The 22006-nt window shown below is 44.2% G+C and carries 18 protein-coding genes; 8 read left to right on the forward strand and 10 right to left on the reverse strand.

Annotated elements, in window-relative coordinates:
- Nucleotides 1-10: 10 nt before the first annotated feature.
- The 7 genes from ACRD7A_RS00320 (at nucleotide 11) to ACRD7A_RS00350 (ending at nucleotide 10429) form a co-directional block, all read left to right on the forward strand.
- Complete coding sequence (locus tag ACRD7A_RS00320) at nucleotides 11-1603, forward strand: SusD/RagB family nutrient-binding outer membrane lipoprotein (RefSeq protein ID WP_430809339.1); 1593 nt, start codon at nucleotides 11-13, stop codon at nucleotides 1601-1603.
- A 65-nt stretch (nucleotides 1604-1668) separates the two neighbouring features.
- On the forward strand, nucleotides 1669-2973 hold the full coding sequence (locus ACRD7A_RS00325; protein ID WP_430809340.1) for an aryl-sulfate sulfotransferase: 1305 nt from the start codon (nucleotides 1669-1671) through the stop codon (nucleotides 2971-2973).
- 40 nt (nucleotides 2974-3013) lie between these two features.
- A complete protein-coding gene (locus ACRD7A_RS00330; protein ID WP_430809341.1) occupies nucleotides 3014-4042 on the forward strand; it encodes a LacI family DNA-binding transcriptional regulator in 1029 nt (342 codons plus the stop codon).
- A gap of 109 nt (nucleotides 4043-4151) precedes the next feature.
- The gene (locus tag ACRD7A_RS00335; protein WP_430809342.1) at nucleotides 4152-6788 is read left to right on the forward strand and encodes a glycoside hydrolase family 2 protein; all 2637 of its coding nucleotides are present in this window, start codon (nucleotides 4152-4154) and stop codon (nucleotides 6786-6788) included.
- 4 nt (nucleotides 6789-6792) lie between these two features.
- The gene (locus tag ACRD7A_RS00340) at nucleotides 6793-7650 is read left to right on the forward strand and encodes an ROK family protein (RefSeq protein WP_430809343.1); all 858 of its coding nucleotides are present in this window, start codon (nucleotides 6793-6795) and stop codon (nucleotides 7648-7650) included.
- A 29-nt stretch (nucleotides 7651-7679) separates the two neighbouring features.
- Nucleotides 7680-8549 carry an ROK family protein gene (locus tag ACRD7A_RS00345; RefSeq protein WP_430809344.1) on the forward strand — a complete coding sequence of 290 codons (870 nt, stop codon included), beginning with the start codon at nucleotides 7680-7682 and terminating at the stop codon, nucleotides 8547-8549.
- A gap of 77 nt (nucleotides 8550-8626) precedes the next feature.
- Nucleotides 8627-10429 (forward strand): glycoside hydrolase family 9 protein, encoded by a 1803-nt coding sequence (locus ACRD7A_RS00350; protein ID WP_430809345.1) that lies wholly within the window; start codon nucleotides 8627-8629, stop codon nucleotides 10427-10429.
- Between the two features lie 169 nt (nucleotides 10430-10598).
- Here ACRD7A_RS00350 and ACRD7A_RS00355 read toward each other — a convergent pair whose 3' ends face one another.
- From ACRD7A_RS00355 to ACRD7A_RS00400, 10 genes are all read right to left on the reverse strand, one after another.
- Entirely contained in the window at nucleotides 10599-11615 is a 1017-nt protein-coding gene (locus ACRD7A_RS00355) for a permease (RefSeq protein WP_430809346.1), read from the reverse strand.
- 85 nt (nucleotides 11616-11700) lie between these two features.
- Nucleotides 11701-12399 (reverse strand): aromatic aminobenezylarsenical efflux permease ArsG family transporter, encoded by a 699-nt coding sequence (locus ACRD7A_RS00360; RefSeq protein ID WP_430809347.1) that lies wholly within the window; start codon nucleotides 12397-12399, stop codon nucleotides 11701-11703.
- 1 nt (nucleotide 12400) lies between these two features.
- Nucleotides 12401-12874 carry a nitrophenyl compound nitroreductase subunit ArsF family protein gene (locus tag ACRD7A_RS00365; RefSeq protein ID WP_430809348.1) on the reverse strand — a complete coding sequence of 158 codons (474 nt, stop codon included), beginning with the start codon at nucleotides 12872-12874 and terminating at the stop codon, nucleotides 12401-12403.
- Nucleotides 12875-12885: 11 nt separating this feature from the next.
- The gene (locus tag ACRD7A_RS00370) at nucleotides 12886-13113 is read right to left on the reverse strand and encodes a thioredoxin family protein (RefSeq protein ID WP_430809349.1); all 228 of its coding nucleotides are present in this window, start codon (nucleotides 13111-13113) and stop codon (nucleotides 12886-12888) included.
- A 58-nt stretch (nucleotides 13114-13171) separates the two neighbouring features.
- A complete protein-coding gene (locus ACRD7A_RS00375; RefSeq protein WP_430809350.1) occupies nucleotides 13172-13456 on the reverse strand; it encodes an ArsR/SmtB family transcription factor in 285 nt (94 codons plus the stop codon).
- Nucleotides 13457-13592: 136 nt separating this feature from the next.
- Nucleotides 13593-13967 carry a DUF1987 domain-containing protein gene (locus tag ACRD7A_RS00380; protein WP_430809351.1) on the reverse strand — a complete coding sequence of 125 codons (375 nt, stop codon included), beginning with the start codon at nucleotides 13965-13967 and terminating at the stop codon, nucleotides 13593-13595.
- A 233-nt stretch (nucleotides 13968-14200) separates the two neighbouring features.
- On the reverse strand, nucleotides 14201-15397 hold the full coding sequence (locus ACRD7A_RS00385; RefSeq protein ID WP_430809352.1) for a YeeE/YedE thiosulfate transporter family protein: 1197 nt from the start codon (nucleotides 15395-15397) through the stop codon (nucleotides 14201-14203).
- Nucleotide 15398: 1 nt separating this feature from the next.
- A complete protein-coding gene (locus ACRD7A_RS00390) occupies nucleotides 15399-15932 on the reverse strand; it encodes a YeeE/YedE thiosulfate transporter family protein (protein ID WP_430809353.1) in 534 nt (177 codons plus the stop codon).
- The gene (locus ACRD7A_RS00395) at nucleotides 15929-16582 is read right to left on the reverse strand and encodes a cytochrome b/b6 domain-containing protein (protein WP_430809354.1); all 654 of its coding nucleotides are present in this window, start codon (nucleotides 16580-16582) and stop codon (nucleotides 15929-15931) included. Before ACRD7A_RS00395 ends, ACRD7A_RS00390 begins: the two co-directional genes overlap by 4 nt.
- A gap of 7 nt (nucleotides 16583-16589) precedes the next feature.
- Entirely contained in the window at nucleotides 16590-18164 is a 1575-nt protein-coding gene (locus ACRD7A_RS00400) for a tetrathionate reductase family octaheme c-type cytochrome (RefSeq protein ID WP_430809355.1), read from the reverse strand.
- Between the two features lie 678 nt (nucleotides 18165-18842).
- Here ACRD7A_RS00400 and ACRD7A_RS00405 point away from each other — a divergent pair.
- Nucleotides 18843-21998 (forward strand): SusC/RagA family TonB-linked outer membrane protein, encoded by a 3156-nt coding sequence (locus ACRD7A_RS00405; protein WP_430809356.1) that lies wholly within the window; start codon nucleotides 18843-18845, stop codon nucleotides 21996-21998.
- Nucleotides 21999-22006 lie beyond the last annotated feature (8 nt).

Here is a 22006-nt window from a genome sequence, read left to right on the forward strand (position 1 = left end):
TAAGTAAATAATGAAAGCACTAAATAAATACTTATTGGTTATATCGGTACTACTGTTAGGACTTGGCGCGTGTACCGATGATTTTGAGGATATTAATACTAATCCGCAGGCCTTTAATTTTATCGATCCGGGCGTGCAGATGACAAAAATTCAGCTCGATTTGAGTGGAAACCGTGAAGAGCTGTGGCGTTACGATTTGGGAATTTGCAGTCCTATGATGCAGTATTTTGCCGGTTCGTGGTGGTGTCAGCACGGTGGGCAGTACCGCATTGTTGAGAAAAATCACTGGTTTACCCTTTGGGAGGAGATGTATCCGCGCGATATTAAAAATATTGTGGATGTTATTCATCGTACTGAAGGCGAGGAGTATTATCAAAACACCAGGGCAGCTGCACGTATCCTGAAGGTGTATATGTTTTCGATACTGACGGATTTGTATGGTGATGTGCCTTATTTCGATGCCGGAAAAGGCTTCACCGATAAGGTGTTTCAGCCACGCTATGATAAGCAGGAAGATATCTATGCAGACTTCTTTAAAGAGCTGGAAGAGGCGGTGAATGAGCTGGATGCTTCCAAAGAAGGTGTTCGGGGCGATATTATGTATGCAGGCTCTGTTGAAAAATGGAAGCGTTTTGGTAACTCTTTACGGATGCGTTTGGGTTTCCGCCTGCAGAAAGTGAATCCTTCCGAAGCTGAAAAACAGGTGAGAGCAGCCATTGAAGGCGGCGTAATGCAAAGTAATGATGATTTGTGCAAGGTGGTGCATCTCGATTTTGATTTTGTTGATGGCGAGAACCGTGGAAATGGCCGCTCGCAGGTCTTTCATGCATCAGACGATTCGGAAGGGTATCGCCTTACCAACACTTTTGTAGACCACCTGAAAGCTACCAACGACCCTCGTTTGTTTGTTTATGGAGGTACATATCTGGGGGTTGTAAGTGGGAAGTACGGACAGGATATTACCGAGTATCTTCAGATGGGTATTACTCATGGTGCCATGTGGTGGAATGAGTGGAGCGATTATGGTGATTTAATTGATGATGAGGGGAATTACATTGCCTGGGTGCCCCAAGGGCATAAGCACATGATGCCCAGTAAATATGTGGCTGATTTTACGGCACCTTTCTTCCATATGACCTACGCCGAAGTTGAGTTGTTATTGGCAGAGGCAGCGGTGCTGGATTGGGGTGCAACAGGAGCTGCCGGGCATTACGAAAAAGCGGTGCGTGCTTCCATGGAGCATTGTGCTATGTATCCCGGTGCGCCGGCCATACAGTCAGATGTGGTGGATGCCTACCTGGAGGCAAATCCTTTACCATCAACATCGCCGGATAATTTAAAGGCCATTCACAACCAAATGTGGGTTAATCTATACATGAATGGAGTTGAGGCTTATAGTAGCTTTCGCCGATCGGGTTACCCGGAGTTGGTGCCCTTTGAATCAGTTGAGTGGTACTCAAGCGGCACGGGAGGTGTCATACCCCGCCGTTTCTTCTATCCCGATTTTGAGGCCATTAATAATCCTGAAAGCTATCAGGAGGCCATTGATCGCATGGGGGGAACCAACGATTGGTTAACCCGCGTTTGGTGGGATGTTGAATAAGAAATTAGATTTACGAGGTGTGCCTATACTAATGCGTATGGGGCACCCTCTAATCTTTAAAAGCCATGAAACGGATATTATTTATAGTCTTCGCTGTTTGCTGCGCGTTGATAGCTTGCGATAAGCACGATGAGCTAAAGCAAGGCTTTGCTACAGTAGATACCTATGCACAGTTGCCTCATTGCGTGATTATTAATGCGGATTTTGATGCTGATGAAACAGCCTACATCAAGTTGGTGGATGCGGGCTCTCAGGAAGTAATCTGGAGTCGCAAAGCCGACAAGCATCGCAATAAATTTGTTGTAGGTGGTTTTCAGTCTGGTCAATTGCTTGATTACGAGCTGCAGCTGGATGACCAGGTGATCGATGAGGGGCAAATAACCTTGCCGACCTTACCGGATGATTATGCCGCTTTTGTTGATGTGAAAACTGAAGGTAAGCCTGATATGGGCGGCAAATGCTTGTTGGTAAATAAGATGAGTATGCCTTCCGGTGTTTTTCTCTTCGATGAAAACGGGCAGGTTGTATGGTCCCGTTTGTCCGATAACTTCGTTAAGATGGTCAAAATGACGAAGCGGGGTACTTTATTGACGCTGGAAGATAACACCGGCGATAAGTTTGGAAACGGTAACCTGATTTATGAAACTACCTTAAGTGGTGATACCCTTGTGGCTTTGGAATATGGAAAGGGTGGTTTTGACCGAATGGCACATCACGATGTGGTGCTAACCGCCAGGGGTACCTACGCTTTTATTACCAATGTGAATGTAAATGGCATGGTGGTAGATGGTATTACGGAATTAAACGCTTATGGTGATAAAGTCTGGGACTGGGATATGGCACAGCATGTTTTGCCCGTTGAGCCGGGACAAACCTTCAATCAGCCCTGGGGTAACTCTATTTTTGAGGATGAGGACGGTAATTACCTGCTTAGCTTCCGGGCTTTAAGTCAGATATGGACTGTTAACTCTGCTACCGGTAAGGTTTTGATGAAGTTCGGGCAAGGCTCCCAAGGAGCCATTGGCAAAGATATGTTGCCCATGTATCAGCATCATGCACAGTTACCTAAAGCCAATGAGTTATTGTTATTTGACAATGGTCATTTTACAGAGCGTCCCTCAAGTCGTATCATGAAGTACCTGCTGAATGAAAACGGTGAAGTGGAGCAGGTGAGTACCTGCATTAATCTGCCTCAGGATCTGTTTTCGCCCTTTATGAGTGCCGTTGAGCCTTATCCCGATGGGTATATTGTTGCCTCGTCGATCACAAAAAAAATAGCAGGGCTTAATTGGGAAGGACAAAAACTGTGGGAGATGAAGATGGGGGATAGAATGTTTAGGGCACAGCTGGTAAATTGGGAAGCCTATTAACTTTTTTGCTACTTTGCATGCTTAAATTAATAATAGCATCATGCACGCATACGATAAGAAAGGTGAAATAACAATTAATGATATAGCCCGCGAGCTGAATATTGCACCCTCAACGGTGTCACGGGCGCTGAACGATCATCCGAAGATCAGCGAAGCTACCAAAGTTCGTGTAAAGTCGGTGGCACAGGACTTGGGCTATGAGCTTAACCGGGTGGCATCCAGCCTTTCAAAAAATAAAACCAATGTAATCGGTGTGATCATTCCGCACATTGGTTCGCAGTTCTTTGCCAAAGCTCTGAGTGGTATTCAGGAGGTAGCGCGCGAAAAAGGTTATAGTGTTATTATTAGTGAGTCCAACGAAAGTGTGCAGCAGGAAGTAGAAATGGCGCGGGTAATGAATTCGGCGCGTGTGGATGGATTAGTGTGTTGTCTCACCATGGAAACCAAGGATGTGAAGCATTTTAGTGCATTCGTTAAGCGAGGTATTCCCGTGGCCATGTTCGATCGTGTTAACTATGCCGTGCCCGGCCCAAAGGTAGTGGTTGATAATTATGAAGCAGGCTTTGAGGCTACTGAACATCTCATTAACCTGGGCTGTCAGCGCATTGCTCACCTTGCGGGCGCCCCCTCATCGAAGATATTTGAAGAGCGGGCAGAAGGATTCAAAGATGCCCTTAAAAAGCATGATCTGTCGTTACTGCCACAATTTCTCCTGGCCAGCGACCTGACGGAGCAGGATGCCCGCGATGCAGTGCGTTTATGGTTTAGTTTGTCCGAGCGACCCGATGGTATTGTGGCAGGCAGTGCAACCACCGGCCTTGTCATTGCAGCAGCAGCCAAGAGCATGGGCGTTGAATTGCCCCGCGATTTATCCATTATTTCATTGGGTAACGAGCGCTGTAACGAGTTTGTAACGCCTTCCTTATCGGCCGTGGATATGCCGGGTTATGATATGGGTAAAACAGCTGTTAGTAAGTTAATAGATTGCATTGATAGTGGTAAGAATGATGCTTCTATCACCCTTAAACCCATACAGCTGCTCATTCGTAATTCATCTTTTAAGCATTAATGAAATTTGAAAAAAATTAAATGTGGGCTAGTAGTAGATAATATTGTGCAAACGCTTGCACGATATATTACAAATATGCATCTTTGTTGCAAACCAAAATTTTAACTAAATGAAACGATCTGTGTTAATTGCCGGTTTGCTGACTGCTCTAAGTGGAATACTTGGGGGCTGTCAGGCCGACCACAAAAAGGAGTTTATGATGACATTAAATGATAACTGGTCCATTCAGTCGGCTGATCAATTGAGTGGAGAGGCAGCTCAAATTAGCTTGCCCGAGTTTGACGATAGTCAATGGGTAAGGGGTGATATACCGGCCACGGTGATGACCCTTTTACGGGAAAACGGTGAGTACCCAAACCTTTTTATGGGTGATAATATCGATAAAATTGATGCCACACGATTTCAACAGCCCTGGTGGTATCGTAAGGATTTTGAGCTGAGCAAAAAGGCAGATGATAGCTTTTATCGTCTGCGTTTCGAGGGATTAAACTATAAAGCCAATATTTGGGTGAATGGAACGCAAATTGGCGATGAGAAAAAGGTGGAAGGCCCCTTTAGTCGATGGACTTTTGATGTGAGCGAGTATTTAAAAACTGGCAAAAATACAATTGCCGTAGAGATCATACCACCTGTGCGGGGTGATTTAACCATTGGTTTTGTGGACTGGAACCCGGCAGCGCCCGACCAGAACATGGGGCTGTGGCGAGGTGTTGAACTGCTCATGAGTAAAGAAGTATCACTTGAGTCGCCTTATGTTACAACACGCTTGAATCGTAAAAATGGTAAGGATGCCGAATTAAGTGTAACAACTTTAGTGACGAATCATTCACCAAAGAAACAGGATGCGGTTGTTCAAGTTGAAATCGAAGGGATTGGCATAATTTCACGCGCAGTGGAGTTGCAGCCCGGTGAGTCGCGCGATGTGGCGTTGTCGCCCAAGGATTATCCCGAACTGAATGTGAAAGATGCAAGGTTGTGGTGGCCCAATAATCTGGGCGAACCTACATTGCACAATTTGACGGTGAGTGTACGCGTGGAAGGTAAGCTGTCGCATTCGCTCAATAGCCGATTCGGTATTCGTGAAATTGAGCAGTATGTGAATGCTGCCGGACATAAAGGTTGGAAAATAAATGGTAAACCCCTTACCATTAAGGGTGCCGGATGGGTCGATGATATGTTTTTGGCCGATAGTCCCGAAAAAGTGGAGGCGCAGCTGGAGTATGTGAAGGAGATGAACCTGAACTGCGTTCGTCTGGAAGGTTTTTGGGGACGTGATAAAACCCTGTATGATGGAGCTGATGAAAGAGGACTACTCATCATGGTGGGTTGGAGCTGTCACTGGGAGTGGGAGCCATACTGTGGGCGTCCGGAAACGGATTTCATGGCCATTACCGGAAAGGAAGAAATCGAGCGCCATGCTCAGTCTTATCGCGATCAGGTTTTGTACTTGCGTAATCATCCAAGTGTGTTTCTGTGGGTGTTTGGCAGCGATAAGTTGCCGGTGCCCGAGTTGGAAGCAAAACTAAATGATTACATCACCGGTGTGGATGATTCACGTCCCATTTTGGCAGCGTGTAAGTATCAGGATTTTGGTACCGATCATTACAATCATAGCGAGGTAAGCGGCGCCACAGCCGTGAAGATGTTAGGGCCTTATGGTTATGTGCCTCCTGTATATTGGTATATCGATAGTATTGCCGGTGGAGCTTACGGCTTTAATACCGAAACGGGTCCTGGTCCGCAGGTGCCACCTCTGGAGAGCATCAAGCGTATGTTGCCCGAAGATAAGCTGTGGCCCATTAACGAGGACTGGAACTTTCATTGCGGACGCCATCAGTTTGGCTCCTTGGATCGTTACCTGAATGCTTTTAATCAGCGCTATGGTGAGGCGGGCAGCCTGGAAGAGTTTGCCTTTAAGTCGCAGATATCCAACTACGAAGCTATCCGTCCTATGTTTGAAGCTTTTCAAACCAATAAATACGAAGCAACCGGGGTGATACAATGGATGCTTAACTCAGCCTGGCCCGAATTTTTCTGGCAGTTGTACGACTACTACCTGGTGCCCAACGGAGCCTACTATGGTGCCAAAAAAGCCTGTCAGCCCCTGAGCGCTGTGTATAATTATGGCGATAAAAATATTTATTGGGTGAATGATTATAACCATGATGTACTCAATCATACCTTATCAGTTGAGGTGTATGATATTCAATCCAATAAGGTATTTTCAAAAGATGTAACAGTTGCGATGGAGGCACACAGTGCCGGGCTTGCCCTTGATATGCCGGAGCTGAAGAAGGTGAGCGATACTTATTTCGTAAAACTAAAATTACAGAATGAAGCGGGAAGTACGGTGGCCGATAACTTCTACTGGTTATCTACCAAGGCCGATAAAATGGATTTTGATAAAACAACCTGGGTTTACACCCCACAATCTGAATTTGCCAATCTGCAAGCCTTAAATAACCTGCCTAAAGTTGAGCTTCGCGAAAAATGGCAGCAAGAGGAGGATGGTGAGTTTACCGTATTTACTTGTCAGCTTGAAAATGCGAGCAATCATATTGCCTTTTTCAATGAGGCCGCCATTGTTAATAAGCAAAATAACCGACGCGTAGTACCTGTGTTTTGGGATGATAATTATGTGAGCCTGATGCCCGGAGAAACAAAAACACTGCGCGCCCGTGTGGCTACTAAAGATTTGCCCGCAGAGCTTGACTTTTGGGTGAAGGGATGGAATAAAACAGAGTAAGCAAATGGAACAAAATAGAACAATTATAGGTGTTGACCTGGGCGGTACTAATATGCGTGCCGGTCTGGTGGTGGGAGATCAGCTGCGGGATGTGTCGCAATGTTTGGTGCCCAAAACCATGGATGCCGATGTGGTCACCCAAGCGCTGATAGACACAATAAATAACATCATTACGCCGGAGGTGGAAGGCATTGGTATTGGTGTTCCCGGTTTGGTGAAAGCTAGTACAGGTGTTGTTTATGATTTGCAGAATATTCCTTCATGGAAAAAAATACCACTGAAAAAAATTTTAGAAAAGGAATTTGACAGGCCGGTATACATTAATAATGACGCCAACTGCTTTGCCGTGGGTGAGCGTGTGTATGGTGCAGGTCGCGATTATGATGATTTTGTAGGTTTGATCACCGGCACCGGTCTGGGTGCCGGCATCATAAAAAACGGGCATCTCTTGCCGGATCAAAATTGTGGAGCCGGTGAGTTTGGTATGATTCCTTACCGTGATCATCATTATGAATATTATTGCAGTGGCCAGTATTTCGAAAGTGTTCATGGCATAAGTGGTGCTGAGCTGGCGCAGAGAGCGTCCACTGGTGATGCCAAGGCTCTGGCAATTTTTGCTGAATATGGTAAGCAACTGGGGAATGCAATTAAAACGATATTATTTAGTGTTGATCCTAATGCTGTGGTACTAGGCGGATCCGTAGTTCGATCTTATCCGTACTATAAGGAAGCCATGTGGCGCGAAATAGCTACTTTTCCCTATCAGTTCGTACTCGAAAACTTTGTAATCGTTCCCTCTGTTGTGAAGGAAATTGCTATTTTGGGAGCGGCGGCCCTCTATATTGATGCGGCTGCCGACTGATAGATAATAATGTATTTGATACCAATAATATGATACAAGACATGACCGTTCGCAATCAGTGTGCTGTAGGTGTTTTTCTGGGAGGAAAAACCCTGTTGGCGGGTCGCGTACGCAACAATACCGTAGAGGCCTCTCTGGCTCTGGAAATTGATAATTACAATTCTGAAGAAGTGATTTTGAAAGAAATAATGGACGCTATTGATCAGGTTTTTACCGATGATGTAGGCGGTATCGGAATTGGAGTGCCCAGTCTTGTTGATGTGGCAAAAGGTATTGTGTACAATGTTGAACACGTGCCCTCATGGCGCGAGGTGCATCTGGGTGACCTGTTGCAGCAGCGCTATAAAGTGGGGGTTTATGTAAATAACGATGCCAACTGCTTTGCCATGGGTGAGAAATATTTTGGCAAAGCAAAAAAATATGCCAATGTGGTGGGTGTAGTTGTTGGGGTAGGACTAGGCTGTGGCGTAATTACTGACAATCATTTATACTCCGGTACCAATTGCGGTGCCGGAGAATTTGGTTGCATTCCCTATCGCGATCATAACTATGAGTACTACTGCACCACCCAGTATTTCGAAACCAAATATGGTTTAAAGCCCGATGTGTTGTACCGTCGTGCCCGTAAGCAGGACAAGATAGCCCTGGCCATTCTGGAACAGTTTGGTTTTGATTTTGGTAATGCCATAAAAACCATTCTTTACGCCTATGACCCGGAGTGCATTGTAATTGGCGGCAGTGTCAGTCGTTTCTTTCCCTACTTCGAAGCGTCCATGTGGAAGGTGGTGCGTAAATTTCAATATGAGAAAACCGTTGAACGACTGAAGATTGAAGTAAGCGAGCAGCCTGATATTGCAGTACTGGGGGCAGCAGCACTGTATTACGATGCAATAATGTAATGCAGCTTTATCATGCATATCTCAGCTCCAGCCGATACCAATTACCTTTTTAAAAACAAACCCAAAAATAACCCAAGATGTTTAAATCCTTAGTGTTTACTTTGTTAAGTATCTTATTAATGGCCTGTCATGCTGGTGAGCAGGCCGATGGCATTCTGTTAATTAATCATTTGGGCTATCAGCAAAATGGTTTTAAATCCGCTGTTTTTCAGTCAACAGGAGAGGATATGCCTCTAAGCTTTGTCTTGCTCGATCAGAAGGGTAAGGAAGTCTATTCGGGAGATTTTGATCAGGGAGGAAAAATTGATAATTGGCATACCGGCAATGCTTATCGCGCTGATTTTACTGAATTTAAAACTTGCGGTATCTATACCCTTAAGGCCATTGTTGGGAAGAACCACATTATGTCGGCTCCTTTTTCTATTAGTGAAGTACCCTTGGTAAGTGAGATATTACCGCTGCTGACCAAAGCTTTTCAGCTGCAACGCTGTATTGATCCGTATAATGCAAAAGATAAGGCTTTGTCCTTCTACGGAGAACGCAATGATGTGGTGGATGTAAGTGGTGGCTGGTACGATGCTTCGGGTGAGAAGGGAAAGTATTTAAGTCACCTTAGTTTCTCTAATTTCATGATACCACAGCAACTGCCCATGATGGTATGGAATATGCTTGAGGCCGTTGATGTGCTTCGTTCTAGTGAGATGAATATGGCAGAGTCGGTGATGCATGATATGCTCGTTGAAGCGGCCTTTGGTGCCGACTACTTGGTGCGTGTGCAGGATCCGGAAGGGTATTTTTATGCTACGATCTTTGCCGGTTGGACCAAGGATCCGGAGCAACGTGAGATATGTGCTTATGAAGGGCAGGATGGTAAACGAAATGATCGTTACCAGGCAGCTTTTCGCGAAGGAGGAGGCATGGCCATAGCAGCTCTTGCGCGCAGTGCTGCAGCGGGTATTCAGGGTGAGTTTAACAGCGATAAATACCTAGGCGCTGCGAAAAAAGGATATGCGCACTTAAAGCACAATAATTTAAGCTATTGCGATGATGGGAAAGAAAATATTATTGATGATTATTGCGCTTTAATGGCTGCTATTGAGCTATTCAAGGCAACCGACGATGAGACTTACCTCTACGATGCGCGTAATAGGGCTGAGTCACTTCACTTACGTTTATCAGCCGATACTAACTTCAGTAATTGGCTAAGAGCAGATGAAGCGGGTAAGCGCCCTTATTTTCATGGCGCGGAAGCGGGTCTGCCGCTTATTGCTATGATGCATTATATGGGTATAGAGTCGGAGCCGGAACGGATTAATCAGGCTAAAGACTTCGTGAATAAGGCAATTACTTTTGAGTTGACCATCACCAACGAAGTGAATAACCCCTTTGGCTATGCCCGGCAGTATGTAAAGGCTGCTGATGAAGCTGCGCCACGCTCGGCTTTCTTTTTACCGCATCAAAATGAAACGGCTTATTGGTGGCAGGGTGAGAATGCCCGTTTGGCTTCTTTGGCTACTGCCATGTTAAAAGCACAGCATGTTTTATCGGGTGAAACTCAATCCTTAGCCCGTCGTTATGCGGCTGATCAAATTAACTGGGTCTTGGGTCTTAATCCGTATGATGTGTGCATGCTGCATGGCGCCGGACGTAATAACCCCGATTATAAAGAAGACGGTAAGTCAATGAATTACCTTGGGGGCATCTGCAATGGTATTACCGCAGGTTTTGATGATGAAACAGACATCGCTTTCCGCCCATTGCCCTATGATGAGGATCCGGCACAACGCTGGCGCTGGTCAGAGCAGTGGTTACAGCATGGAGGGTGGATGATTCCGGCTATTGCCTACGCATCCGTTTGGGAAATTACACTTAAAGATTGAATTTTCTAAGGATTAAAAATTAATTGCTTTTTAATATGAAGGTGTCCAAAAACAAAGTTTCACGCTAAGTGCGCTAAGAATATCGCAAAAGGGCGCAAAGTTTTAGAATGTTGTTATTCAAAACCTTGCGGACTTTGCGAGCTATTAGTCATGTTTTTAGACAAGCTCATTAAATGATCCAGTTAAACAGATAGCCCAACAGAATAATGAATAAGGTGATGGTGCCAAAGAAGATGCCGATCAACTTCCATTGCATTACCTTTTTTAGTAAAGTAGCTTCGGGTAGCGACAGTCCTACAACGGCCATCATAAAGGCGATGGCGGTGCCCAGCGGTACACCTTTGGCAACAAACACCTGAATAACCGGTACGATACCCGCCGCATTGGCATAAAGTGGAACAGCCAGGATGACGGCCAGAGGAATGGCGTACCATTTATCTTCTGAGAGGTACTCGGTAAAGAAGTTTTCGGGTACATAACCATGCATAGTGGCACCAATGGCAATGCCAATAATGATGTAGAGAAGAACTTTTTGTACAATGCCCCAGCCATCTTTAATAATGGCCGGTAAGCGGTCGAAAAACGATCTTCTTTCACCTTCCCAGCGGCCGGCCTCGATATGTGCATTTTGCTGAATCTGCTTCACCCAGTCGCTGAGGTATCGATCCAATTTAAATTTCCCCAATATGTAGCCACCTATCATGCCCAATAGAATACCACTGCCGGCGTAAATCAGGGTGGCTTTCCATCCGAATAAACCCAGGAACATGGCCACGGCCACTTCGTTAACCAGGGGCGATGTAATCAGGTAAGCAAAGGTTACACCCAGCGGAATTCCGCCCTGCACAAAACCAATAAACAGTGGGATGGAGGAGCAGGAGCAAAAGGGGGTGATGGCGCCAAAGAAGGATGCAAAGAAGTATTGTAATCCATACATCTTCTTGGTAGTGAGATATACCCGCAATCTCTCAACCGGGAAATAGGCATTTACCAGCCCCATTAACGAGCTGATAAGAAATAGCAGAATCACTATTTTTATTGTGTCGTACAAGAAGAAGTTGATGGCCTGCCCAAAATGACTTTCGGAAGATAAGGGCAATATTTGATAGGTAAAATAGTCAATAAGAGATTGCAGGTGGGTATAAAGCGCTAATAAAGAGGGCAAAATAATGATTATTGCGCCCATCCATTTTAATTTTCTTTGCTGTTCCATCTTAGGTTGTTCGTAAAAAGGCGAATTGAAAAATTAAAAAAATAGTGATACGGTTTATCTATAAAAGCAGTATAATCACGAAGTAAACCCCGGTGCCAATAAACACAAGGGCTATCACACGGCGAAACCAGGTTTCAAAGCTTTTTATCTTGTTGTAGAAATTACCAATGGATCCCACGCTGTAGGCAAGTAGCCAGGCGAAGAGGATGACCGGTATGCCCGTGGCAAGCGCAAAAACAATAGGTAATAAAAGCCCGCTTGCACTGGCTACTGTCATGGGGATGAGCATGCCAAAGTATAGCACACCGCTATAGGGGCAAAAGGCCAGGGCAAAAACAAGGCCTAACAAAAGTGCTCCCCAGTAACCCTTACTCGCTTTTTTTTCCAGTTTGTTATTGATGAAATCAAGGCCGGGAATAGTCAGTCTGATAAGCCCCAGCATAAACAGGCCAACAATGATTAGCAAAGGCCCCAGTAGTTTTTCGCCCCATTCCTGAAAGAAGCCGGATAGTTGAAACTGGCTCAAGCCAAAATAAAAGATCAGCCCCAGGCCTGTGTAAGATAGTGCGCGTCCTAAAGTGTATACCAGGCCGCTGATAAATACCCGTTTCTGGCTTTTAATGTCCTTGCTTATAAAGCCTATGGCAGTGATGTTTGTAGCCAGCGGGCAGGGGCTGACAGCTGTCATCAGCCCCAGTAAAAATGCTGAAAGAAGGGGGAGTTGTGAGTTCTCCAATAAATTCTGTAGCACCTCCATGTTACGACATCGATTCTATGGTTTCTTTTATGGTTGCTTCCAGCTTTTCAGGTTTTGTGCGGGCATTCAAAAAGGCTTCGTTGGTTAAGCTCTTCACCTTATCGCCTTTTATGATGATCAGTGTTTGTCCGTCTACCTTGTATTTTTTAGCTAACTCTTTTTCTTCCTCGCGATTAATCGAATGAAAGGGAACCGAGTCGTTAAAATACTTAGCCAGCGTTTCCTTACTTACTTTCTCAACGGCTTCGCATGTGGCACAGCGGCGTGTGGCATGAAAGTAAACCACGCTCACTTTACTGGCATCGATAGATGGGGTAGTGGGTGTTGAGCTGCCGCAGCTCTGAGAGGCACAACCGCTACAGGCTGTTTCCGTTTTGCTAACTGTTTTTTCTTTGTTGTTTTTGGTGCTGCTATTGCAGCTTGCAGCCAGTGTCATTCCGGCTAGCATCAAAAATGCGTAGATTAATTTGTTCATAATATTCTGTTTTAAAGTAGTTCTTTAATCTCTTCAAGCGATGGTACTCGCCCTTTGACCACAACCTTGCCGTCTATCACCAATGCCGGGGTAGTCATTACGCCATAAGTCATTATCTGCATAATGTCCTCTACCTTTTCAATGTTGGCACTGATGCCCTTCTCCTCAACCGCTTTTCGGGTTACATCCTCCAGTGATGTACATTTGGCGCATCCTGTACCTAATACTTTAATTTCCATAGTCAATTATTTAGTTGTTCGTTGTTCGTGAAAATACGAATTTATGTATCAAAAATTTTTACAAGTCGAAAAATGCTTTTAATAGTTGCTGTGCTTCTTTCCAGTTCTCCTTGTTAATGCAGTATTTAATGCGGGGAGCCTCTGTTTCACCCTGAATCAGTCCGGCTTCTTTCAGCTCTTTCAGGTGCTGCGACAGGGTTGATTTGGCAATGGGCAGTACTTCTGTCAGATCCCCACTGTAGCAGCAGGCTTGATTCGATAGCGTTTGCAAAACAAAAATACGCACCGGATGACCAAGTGCTTTGGCGTAGCGGGCAAGTCTTTTTTGTGGATCCTGAATCATAGATAAACTACTTGTTCGTAATATTGCGAACAAAGATAATGCTTTTTTAAAAAGTAATGGAGGATTTTTCAGCTTATTGACCTCGGCAGTTGAATTCGGAGTGTCCTTTTTAGTTTTTACCGGGTTGGACTAACCGTTAAACCTCAATGATTTTGATGGGAATATCCACGACGGCCTGATAATCTTCGCCCGCTTCAATCATATCCTCATCGTCCTTATCGCAATACCAGCTGATAGTAGCTTTGTTGTTGCGTTTATAGAGCTCATTTATTTTTTTGAATACATTGAGCAGGTTAATGGATGAAATGGTATTAAAATATTCCAGTTGAATATCTACGCGGGTTACCGGTGATGGATTTGATATGTACTTATCAAGCCATTCCATGATCGGATCGAATAACAAGTGCGCATTTTCCGGAATAGATCTTCCTTTAATTTGAATATATCCCTCGCGGGCATTAAAATTCAAATAAGGCGTTTTGTTGGTCGCTTCTCTTACAAATGGTTCCATCTTAGCCTAATTGATGTTGGTATTTTGAGTGCATAAATTAATCATTTATATTGATTTACCAAAATATAACAAAATAATGCTAACGATATTAGGTTAGTGCTGTGCTTGCTATAGTGTATTCTTTTTGGGTAGTTCGTGTATTTTATTATGCTGTTACGAAGGCGATGTTGAAATAAAAATCCTCTGACATAGAGCCAGAGGATTGTGGTGCGGTAAATGAATCGTCTTGTGTTTTAGCTGCAGCCTCCTTGCACGCGTTTGGTTTTTTTAACCACCGGTTTATCCAGGTTGGCCACTGCTTCGCCAATTTCTATGAGTTTTTGTGCTGCTTCTTTTCTAAAGACATAGGTTTCATGATCCATTTTGTTTTTGGGCTGTTCATCACCCAGCATAAAAAAGTTCTGCTGAAACTGATCGGCTGTGCTGTTGAGGGCATAGTTGTCGGCTTTTCCATGGTATTTCGATACCAAACAGGCGCGTTGCGCTTGTTCATATGAGGCTCCATAGAATACGTTGGTTTTAATATTCTGCACTATTCGGTTTATGTTATCGTGTTTATGCAACTCTTCCAGTGGAATGTTAATCGCCGTGGGGATGTGAAATTTCTTGAATTCTTCGGGCGATCGTACATCCACCACATTGTATAAATAATACTGGTTCATTAGCTCGTAAGCCAGCTTGTCATCGGCCATCATCTGTGGCTTACACTCCCCGGCGGCCAGCTTGGCATCAATGCGTTTATTCATTAACTCGCCTCTGCTGGGGGTGATGATCGTAAGGAGTACTGTGATGACGGCCAGGCCCACAGCAATGCTGTATTTACTTATATCTTTTTTGAGCCATTGTGTGGTTCGGTTATTCACTTTGTTTTCGATAAAAGTTACCCCGATAAAAGCTCCAGTAGCCACAAAAATCATCATAAGCGCAAAGGCCTCGCGCGAGATGCCCATCATCTCAAATACCAGCAGGTAGCCCAGGTTTTCGGCTACCATTAAATCTTTAACCAGCGGATAACTCTCCACAAAGGCAAAGATGCCCAGTCCGGCACCAAACACAAAGGCCCAGCCGTCGATTTTACCGCTGGCAGCCGCCACCACGCTGGTGCCCGGACAAAAACCGCCGATAATAAAGCCGGCCCCCATAATTACGCCGCCTATGATGGCCGCCCACAGGAAGGTTGGGTTGATAAATATAATGTCTACATCCAGCAATTGGAGGTGATTAAGAGCCGTGATGCCTACCATAGCCGTCACACCGGCCGTGAAAAACACCTTGAGCACGGTAAAGTCGTATCCGTAGAACAGCCCTACTAATTTACGCGTTGAGCCAAATCCGGCCTGCTCAAGGGCAAAGCCGAAGCCCATTCCAACGATGATGGCAATAATAAAGTTGAATTCGTTACTGATAATATCCGGTACTAATGGTCCCATCTTAATTCGTTTTATTGATCCACAATTTTCTGAAAAACCAGGCGATCGCATAGGCCATGCCAAAGATCGACATCATGGTGATAATGCCACCAAAAGACATGACTGCCATACCGCTGAGTGCCGCTCCGCTGGTACAACCGCGTGCCAGCTGACTGCCAAAACCAAAGAGGGCACCGCCAAAAACGGCACCGGCAATGCGAACACCATTGCGTACGCCCGGCCCCTTTTCAATCTTCACACTTACGCGGTTGGCAATAACGGCCGACAAAAAGGCACCGATAACCACTCCTATTACCTCAAATACCAGCCACGACTTAAGAGGCCCACCGGGGTTATTTTCCTTCTGACTGATGTAATAGTCAGTGGTGGCGGCATGCGCCGGTGCCAGCGTCTCTACTGTTTGAACTACAAAACTTTTGATGGCACCGCTGGCTCCCAATCCACGTCCTGTTACATAAATGGTAGTTAGTAGCACAAATCCCAGAAAGAATCCGGCCAAATAGGGGTTCATATATTTTTTAGGTGCTTCGTTCATGATGCTTCATTTTGAGTGTTGTTAAGGTCCTTTTTTTCTTCTGTATCATCCTCCAGTAAGTCCCAGCCTGTTAGCATGGCTTTAATATTACTGGTAACGCTGTGCCCCGTAGTGGTCATGTACACATGCACAACAATAAAGGCCATGAGTAACCAGGCTCCCAGGGTATGCAGCCAGGCAATCCAGGACAATGGTATGTCGCTAACCACGATAATATCATTCACATCAAAGGTTTTGTAGTACAGATACAGTAAACCGGTAAGTATCATAACCGGCGCCATCAACAGCTTAAAGCCCAGGTAGGTAATGGCCTGCAGTGGATTGAGCTTTTTGCGTGCTGATTTAATAGTGGGATGGGGGGCATTTATGAAAATGCCCACGGTGTAATATTGAACCTGATCCTTTAGTTTCGAGAGGGTAGGGATGTATTGCTTCCACTCACCGGTGGTGAAATGCCAGAAGATGGAGAAGGCTATAAGGGCCAGTAATAAGTAGGAGGCAACACGGTGGAAGCTGACTGCTTTTTCGAAGCCCAGTAAAGAAAAGGATCCGTGTATTTCAAAGCCTGTAAGAGCCAAAAACAGGATGAGTGCGGCCTGGCTCCAGTGCCAGAATCGCTCAAATTTCTTATAGATATATACTTGTTTCATAATGGTCTTATTTTGATTCCAGTTCGTTACGACGGTAGGCATTAATCAGGCGGGCGCTGCCATGAATCGTCACACCGGCCAGGGCGCCCCACAATAGCAGGCTTCCCAATAGGTCAATCCAGTCGTTTTTATCGCGGCCCGGTAGGTAGAAGTCATTCAGCGATGCCAGGCGACCGTTCTCCCGTGCATGGCATTCCTCGCACGATAAGGCTTGTTCTGCCGGGGATACCATGTGGTTGACGGGCCAGTACATTTCCGTTTCGATAAACTCAAACTCACCGCTGAATGGTAGCCCGACCCCTTTCATACCGGCTTCGGCAGCCAGTTTCCAGTCAAAGTCCTTCCAATAGGCACTGTCGCCCTTGGCTTCGGCATAAACTTTGGGTTGGATAAGCAGTTGGGTGTTCGGATCGTAAATCTGATCGCCACGGTGCACCTTCACGGGGTATATTTTTGAATGACTGTCGCTGGCCGAGCCCAATAAACGATTGATTTGTACCGGCAAACTTGTTACCGTATCACCCAGTTTGTAATGTTGGGCATTGCCGTTAAACCATTTGTATTCAGGCTTTACCTTATTAGCCCATTCGAACTCACCTTTAATCGATAGGTAGGTGTGGTTGCCCAGCGAATCCTCCTCGTGATAAGGCATGCCTTGCTCATCCAGGCGGCCTGCTTCTGACCAGCGCCAGGCCATCTTGGTAGAGTTTTCTTTGGCGTAAATGGGTATGTGACAGGTCTGGCAGGCAACTTTTGAGAAGTGTCGGTTCAATACATCATCGAGGTGGGGTTTGGTAGTGTGGCACTCTTCACAGCGCAATCGATCAACATCGGTTGATGATACCGAGTAGAGTTTTCCCTTTATGCGGTGCTCATCGGCCGAATGACAATCAACACAGTCCATGTTAATGCCATTGGCCGCCATGTGCACATCCACATCACGGTCGCAGGATAATAGTGCTTCTTCCAGATCGCCATGCTTCACATTGTTGCCGCCGCCACTGTAGAAATGGCAGGCACCGCAATTGATTTTATTGGGACGTCCCACGCTTTGGGCCACTTTAATCAGGTTCACGCTACGATCGGGGTAACCCGCCTGAGCCGAGCCTTTGATGTATTCCTCGCTGCGGTCGTGGCAAACCATGCAATCCACATTACGGGCATTGTTAAAGTCGAAAGTATTGTGCGACATACCAAAGCCGATGTGGCAGGCAGCGCAAGCTTGCTCGTTGGTGCTGGCGCCAATGCAGAAGTTGTTCAACACATTTTTTTTCCCCATTTTTGAGATGCCCTTGCCCTCTACATAGGCCACCCGTTCCCAGTTCCAGTGGCTCGACCGCATAATTTCTTCGTGCCGCTTATTATGGCAGGTAAGACAGGCCTCCGTTACTTCTTGAGGGGTTTTAAAATTCTGTTTGAGAATGTCGAATTGACGGTGGTCCACCGAGGGCTCATGCTTATTGGCAAAGCTTTGCTTAAGCTGATATTGCGATAAATTAAGGGGCTTGTCACGATGAAAGAAATTCATCAGTAACAAAACAATGAACGTTAGTAATACCGCGATGGTTATTGTTTTATTCATCCGCTGCTTTGTTTGTTAATTTACCACTTACATTCTGCTTAAGGCAGGGTGGAAATGATAAATCGGGTTGAACATTGTATCTAATAATCCAAAACCAAAAATATGTAGATAAATAGATATAACCATCGATAAATGGCAATATCTGAGTAATTTATATTTAGTCTTAGTAGTAATAAACCTTCTGAAAACAATTCCTTGCAGGCAAACCACTAAATATTTAAGGAAAATTAACAAAAATTGATTAATATTTTGACTTTGTTGTTCAATATCATAAATTTGGGTAGTTCTTTGTTTTTTTAGGATATAATAAAATACAAAGAATCCAGCGTATGTGTTTACAGTATACTTTGTTTTAAGATGAATTAATTTCAAATTATAAAATAAATAGTTTTACAGTGTCAAAATCGCCAGTTGACAGCTTGTATCTGCACACGTAGAAATTTTATCAACTTTAACTTTTATCACCATTATTCACCTTTTAAACCTTTAATCAAATGATTACCTGACACAGTTCTTACAGAAATTAGAGTTCCTATTTATTAATTGTATTTCGGAGGGATGGTTTGTGCAGATACTCGCCAGAATTTACACAAGCAACGTTAGTTCGGAATATTATACAGAATGTGCGCCACCGGCGCCAATCGTTTATCACTATTATTAACTTAAACCTTTTGTTTTATGCGCAGATTAGCATTAATCATGTCCTTGTTGCTATTCACAGGACTGAACGCAATGTTTGCTCAAACAACGACCATTACCGGTACTGTTACCGATAGCGAGTCGGGTGAGCCCATGCCGGGTGTATCCGTAGTTGTGCGAGGAACAACCATTGGTACGGTTACCAATGTTGACGGTTACTACTCTTTGAGTGTGCCGGATGATGCCACCAACCTTTTATTCTCCTTTGTGGGGATGAAAACGCAGGATGTGATAATTGGAGGAAGAACGAGTATTAACATCGTGCTCGAATCAGAATCCATCGGTGTAGATGAAGTCGTTGTTACGGCTATGGGTATTCGGAAAGAGAAAAAAGCACTTAACTACTCTACTCAGAAAGTAGAATCAGAGTTAATTACAAATGCTTCACAGCCTAATGTTACCAATGCCTTGCAGGGAAAAGTTGCGGGTGTGTCGGTTCAGCAGTCATCGGGTATGCCCGGTGCCTCTTCCTACATGACAATTCGGGGAGCTACCTCTTTATCAGGAGATAATCAACCCTTATTTGTGGTAGATGGAATGCCTATCGAATCAGGATCTATTTTTGTGAGTGCAGCAACCGTTGACCGCGTGTCTGGTAGTGATGCTTCCAGCCGTTCTTTAGATATTGATCCGGAAGATATTGAGTCGGTAGATGTACTGAAAGGCCCGGCTGCATCAGCACTTTATGGTCTTCGTGCCAGTAATGGTGTTGTTTTGATTACTACGAAAAGTGGAAAAGGGTTAAAGTCGAAAGAAGGAAGAGTTACGGTATCGACTTCTTATACAATGGATGTGGTAACAAAAACTCCTAATCTGCAAAGTACCTTTGCACAAGGTAATGGTGGAAGCTTTAGTCAGGGAACCTCAATGTCATGGGGACCTCGTATTTCGGAACTTGGGGAATATGTAAATAATGTTGGAAAAACTGTAACCGGACGGGTCTACGATAATGTTGATCCACTTTTTCGTGACGGAGGAACACTCACCACAAATGTGAATTTTTCCCGGGGTACTGACACGGGTAATTATTCGGTAAGCTTTGGTTATACAGATCAGACAGGAATTATTCCGACGACCGGTATGACGCGTTATACCGGAAAAGTTAATGCAGATTTTAATATTACAGATAAGCTTAAAGTGGGTGGTACGGCCATGTTTGCTGATATGGAAGTAGGTAAATTACCAAGTGGTAGTAACTTATCTAATCCACTTTTTACAACTTATTTTGCACCTCGGTCATATGATTTATGGGGAACGCCTTATGCAAAGGAAGATGATCCTTATGCACAGATTCATTATCGTTCGGCAATGGATAATCCCAGGTGGTCGCTGGCTAATAATGATTTTTCAGAGTATAATGATCGGATGATTGGTAACGTACATTTTAGTTATCAGCCCTTTGATTATCTTACTTTTAAATATCAGATTGGAATAGATTATATTTCGAACCATCAAAAGGAAGTTTATGAATTAGGATCGGGACGAACAGGTGGTCGTACGAATCCTCCTTCGGGTGGAGAGATAACTGATTTTATGTATGTTCAGCGTCAGTATAACTCCAATTTAAGTGCAATGTTTAATAAGAAATTTGGAGATTTTGACGTTAGCGCAGTCGTAGGTAACGAAATCTATGATGTGTACTCAAGGGAGTTGTCTGTGATTGGCTCTGGCTTTGATATTGGAGGATTTCATAATATGAGTAATACTTCCTCACAAGTAACCACCGAAGCCGTGTCTCAGCGAAGGGTTGCAGGTTTATATGGAAGTGCCACGCTAGGGTATAAATCCATGATTTATTTAACAATGACCGGAAGAAACGACCGGGTATCAAATCTGGCAAGAGGAAATCGCGACTTCTTCTATCCATCTATAGGGGGTAGTTTTGTGTTTACCGAATTATTAGATGTTTCACCTCAGTTATTAACTTTTGGTAAGATTCGTTTTGGTTATGCTCAGGTTGGACAGGCACCTCCTGGAGCTTATCCTATAACTAACATATATGTTAAAGGTGGCGCAGGAAGTGGATTTTTAAATGATGGTATCGAATTCCCATTTAATGGTGTAAATGCCTTTAGTCAATCATCCACACTGCGGAGTGCTGATTTACAGCCTCAAAATACAAATACACTTGAACTGGGAACAGAATTGCACTTCTGGGATAATAGAATTACGTTAGATTATACATATTTTAATTCGAAAGTTGAAGATCAGATATTTGCAGTGCCCGTTGCTGCTTCAACTGGTTATCAGGAAGAACTGAGAAATGCTGGTAAGTTGGAAAGTATTGGACACGAGATAATGTTTCAAATTACGCCATACAAATCCAGAAATTTCCAGTGGGATTTTGCCGCAAACTTTACGAAATATAAGAATAAGGTTCTTGAGTTGGCTCCGGGTGTTTCGGATATTTATTTAGGAGGGTTTACAACTCCAAGTATTAGAGCGCTAGAGGGGCAAACCTATCCATCTATATTTGGTGTTGGGTATTTAAGAGATGATAGTGGGAATATTGTCCTCTTAGATGACCCCGGTAATCCGTATCACGGGATGCCAATTGCTGACGAAAACTCAAAGAAGATAGGAGATGTACAAGCTGATTTTCTATTAGGTTTTGTAAATACTTTCACAATTTATGGAGTCACCGTAACTGCGCAAGTTGATTGGAAAAATGGTGGAGAAATGTATTCTGGAAATAATAGATTGGGTAGGTTGTATGGAATGCTTGATATAACCGAAGATAGAGAAACTCCTATGGTATTAAATGGTGTAAAAGGCTATTTAGATGCTGATGGAGAATTGGTTGTTACAGGTGAAAATGATATTGCTATTCTAAGAGGTGAAGAATATTGGAATGATATATTGGGCGGTATCGATGAAGCTCATGTGCACGAAACATCATATGTGAGGTTTAGAGAATTGTCAGTTGGTTACACGCTTCCCAAGAGTTGGCTCGAAAATCTTTTCATTAAAAATGCTTCCCTATCATTTGTTGCAAGGAATCTTGGACTTTGGACATCCTATCCAAATTTCGACCCTGAAACTAGTACAACTGGTGCTGTAAATGGACAAGGTTTAGAGTATGTAGCCTTCCCGCAGACCTCTAGTTTTGGTGGAAAGGTTGTTTTGGAATTCTAACAATTAAA

It is taken from the genome of Carboxylicivirga longa, from assembly GCF_050589825.1.
Classification (GTDB): Bacteria; Bacteroidota; Bacteroidia; order Bacteroidales; family Marinilabiliaceae; genus Carboxylicivirga; species Carboxylicivirga longa.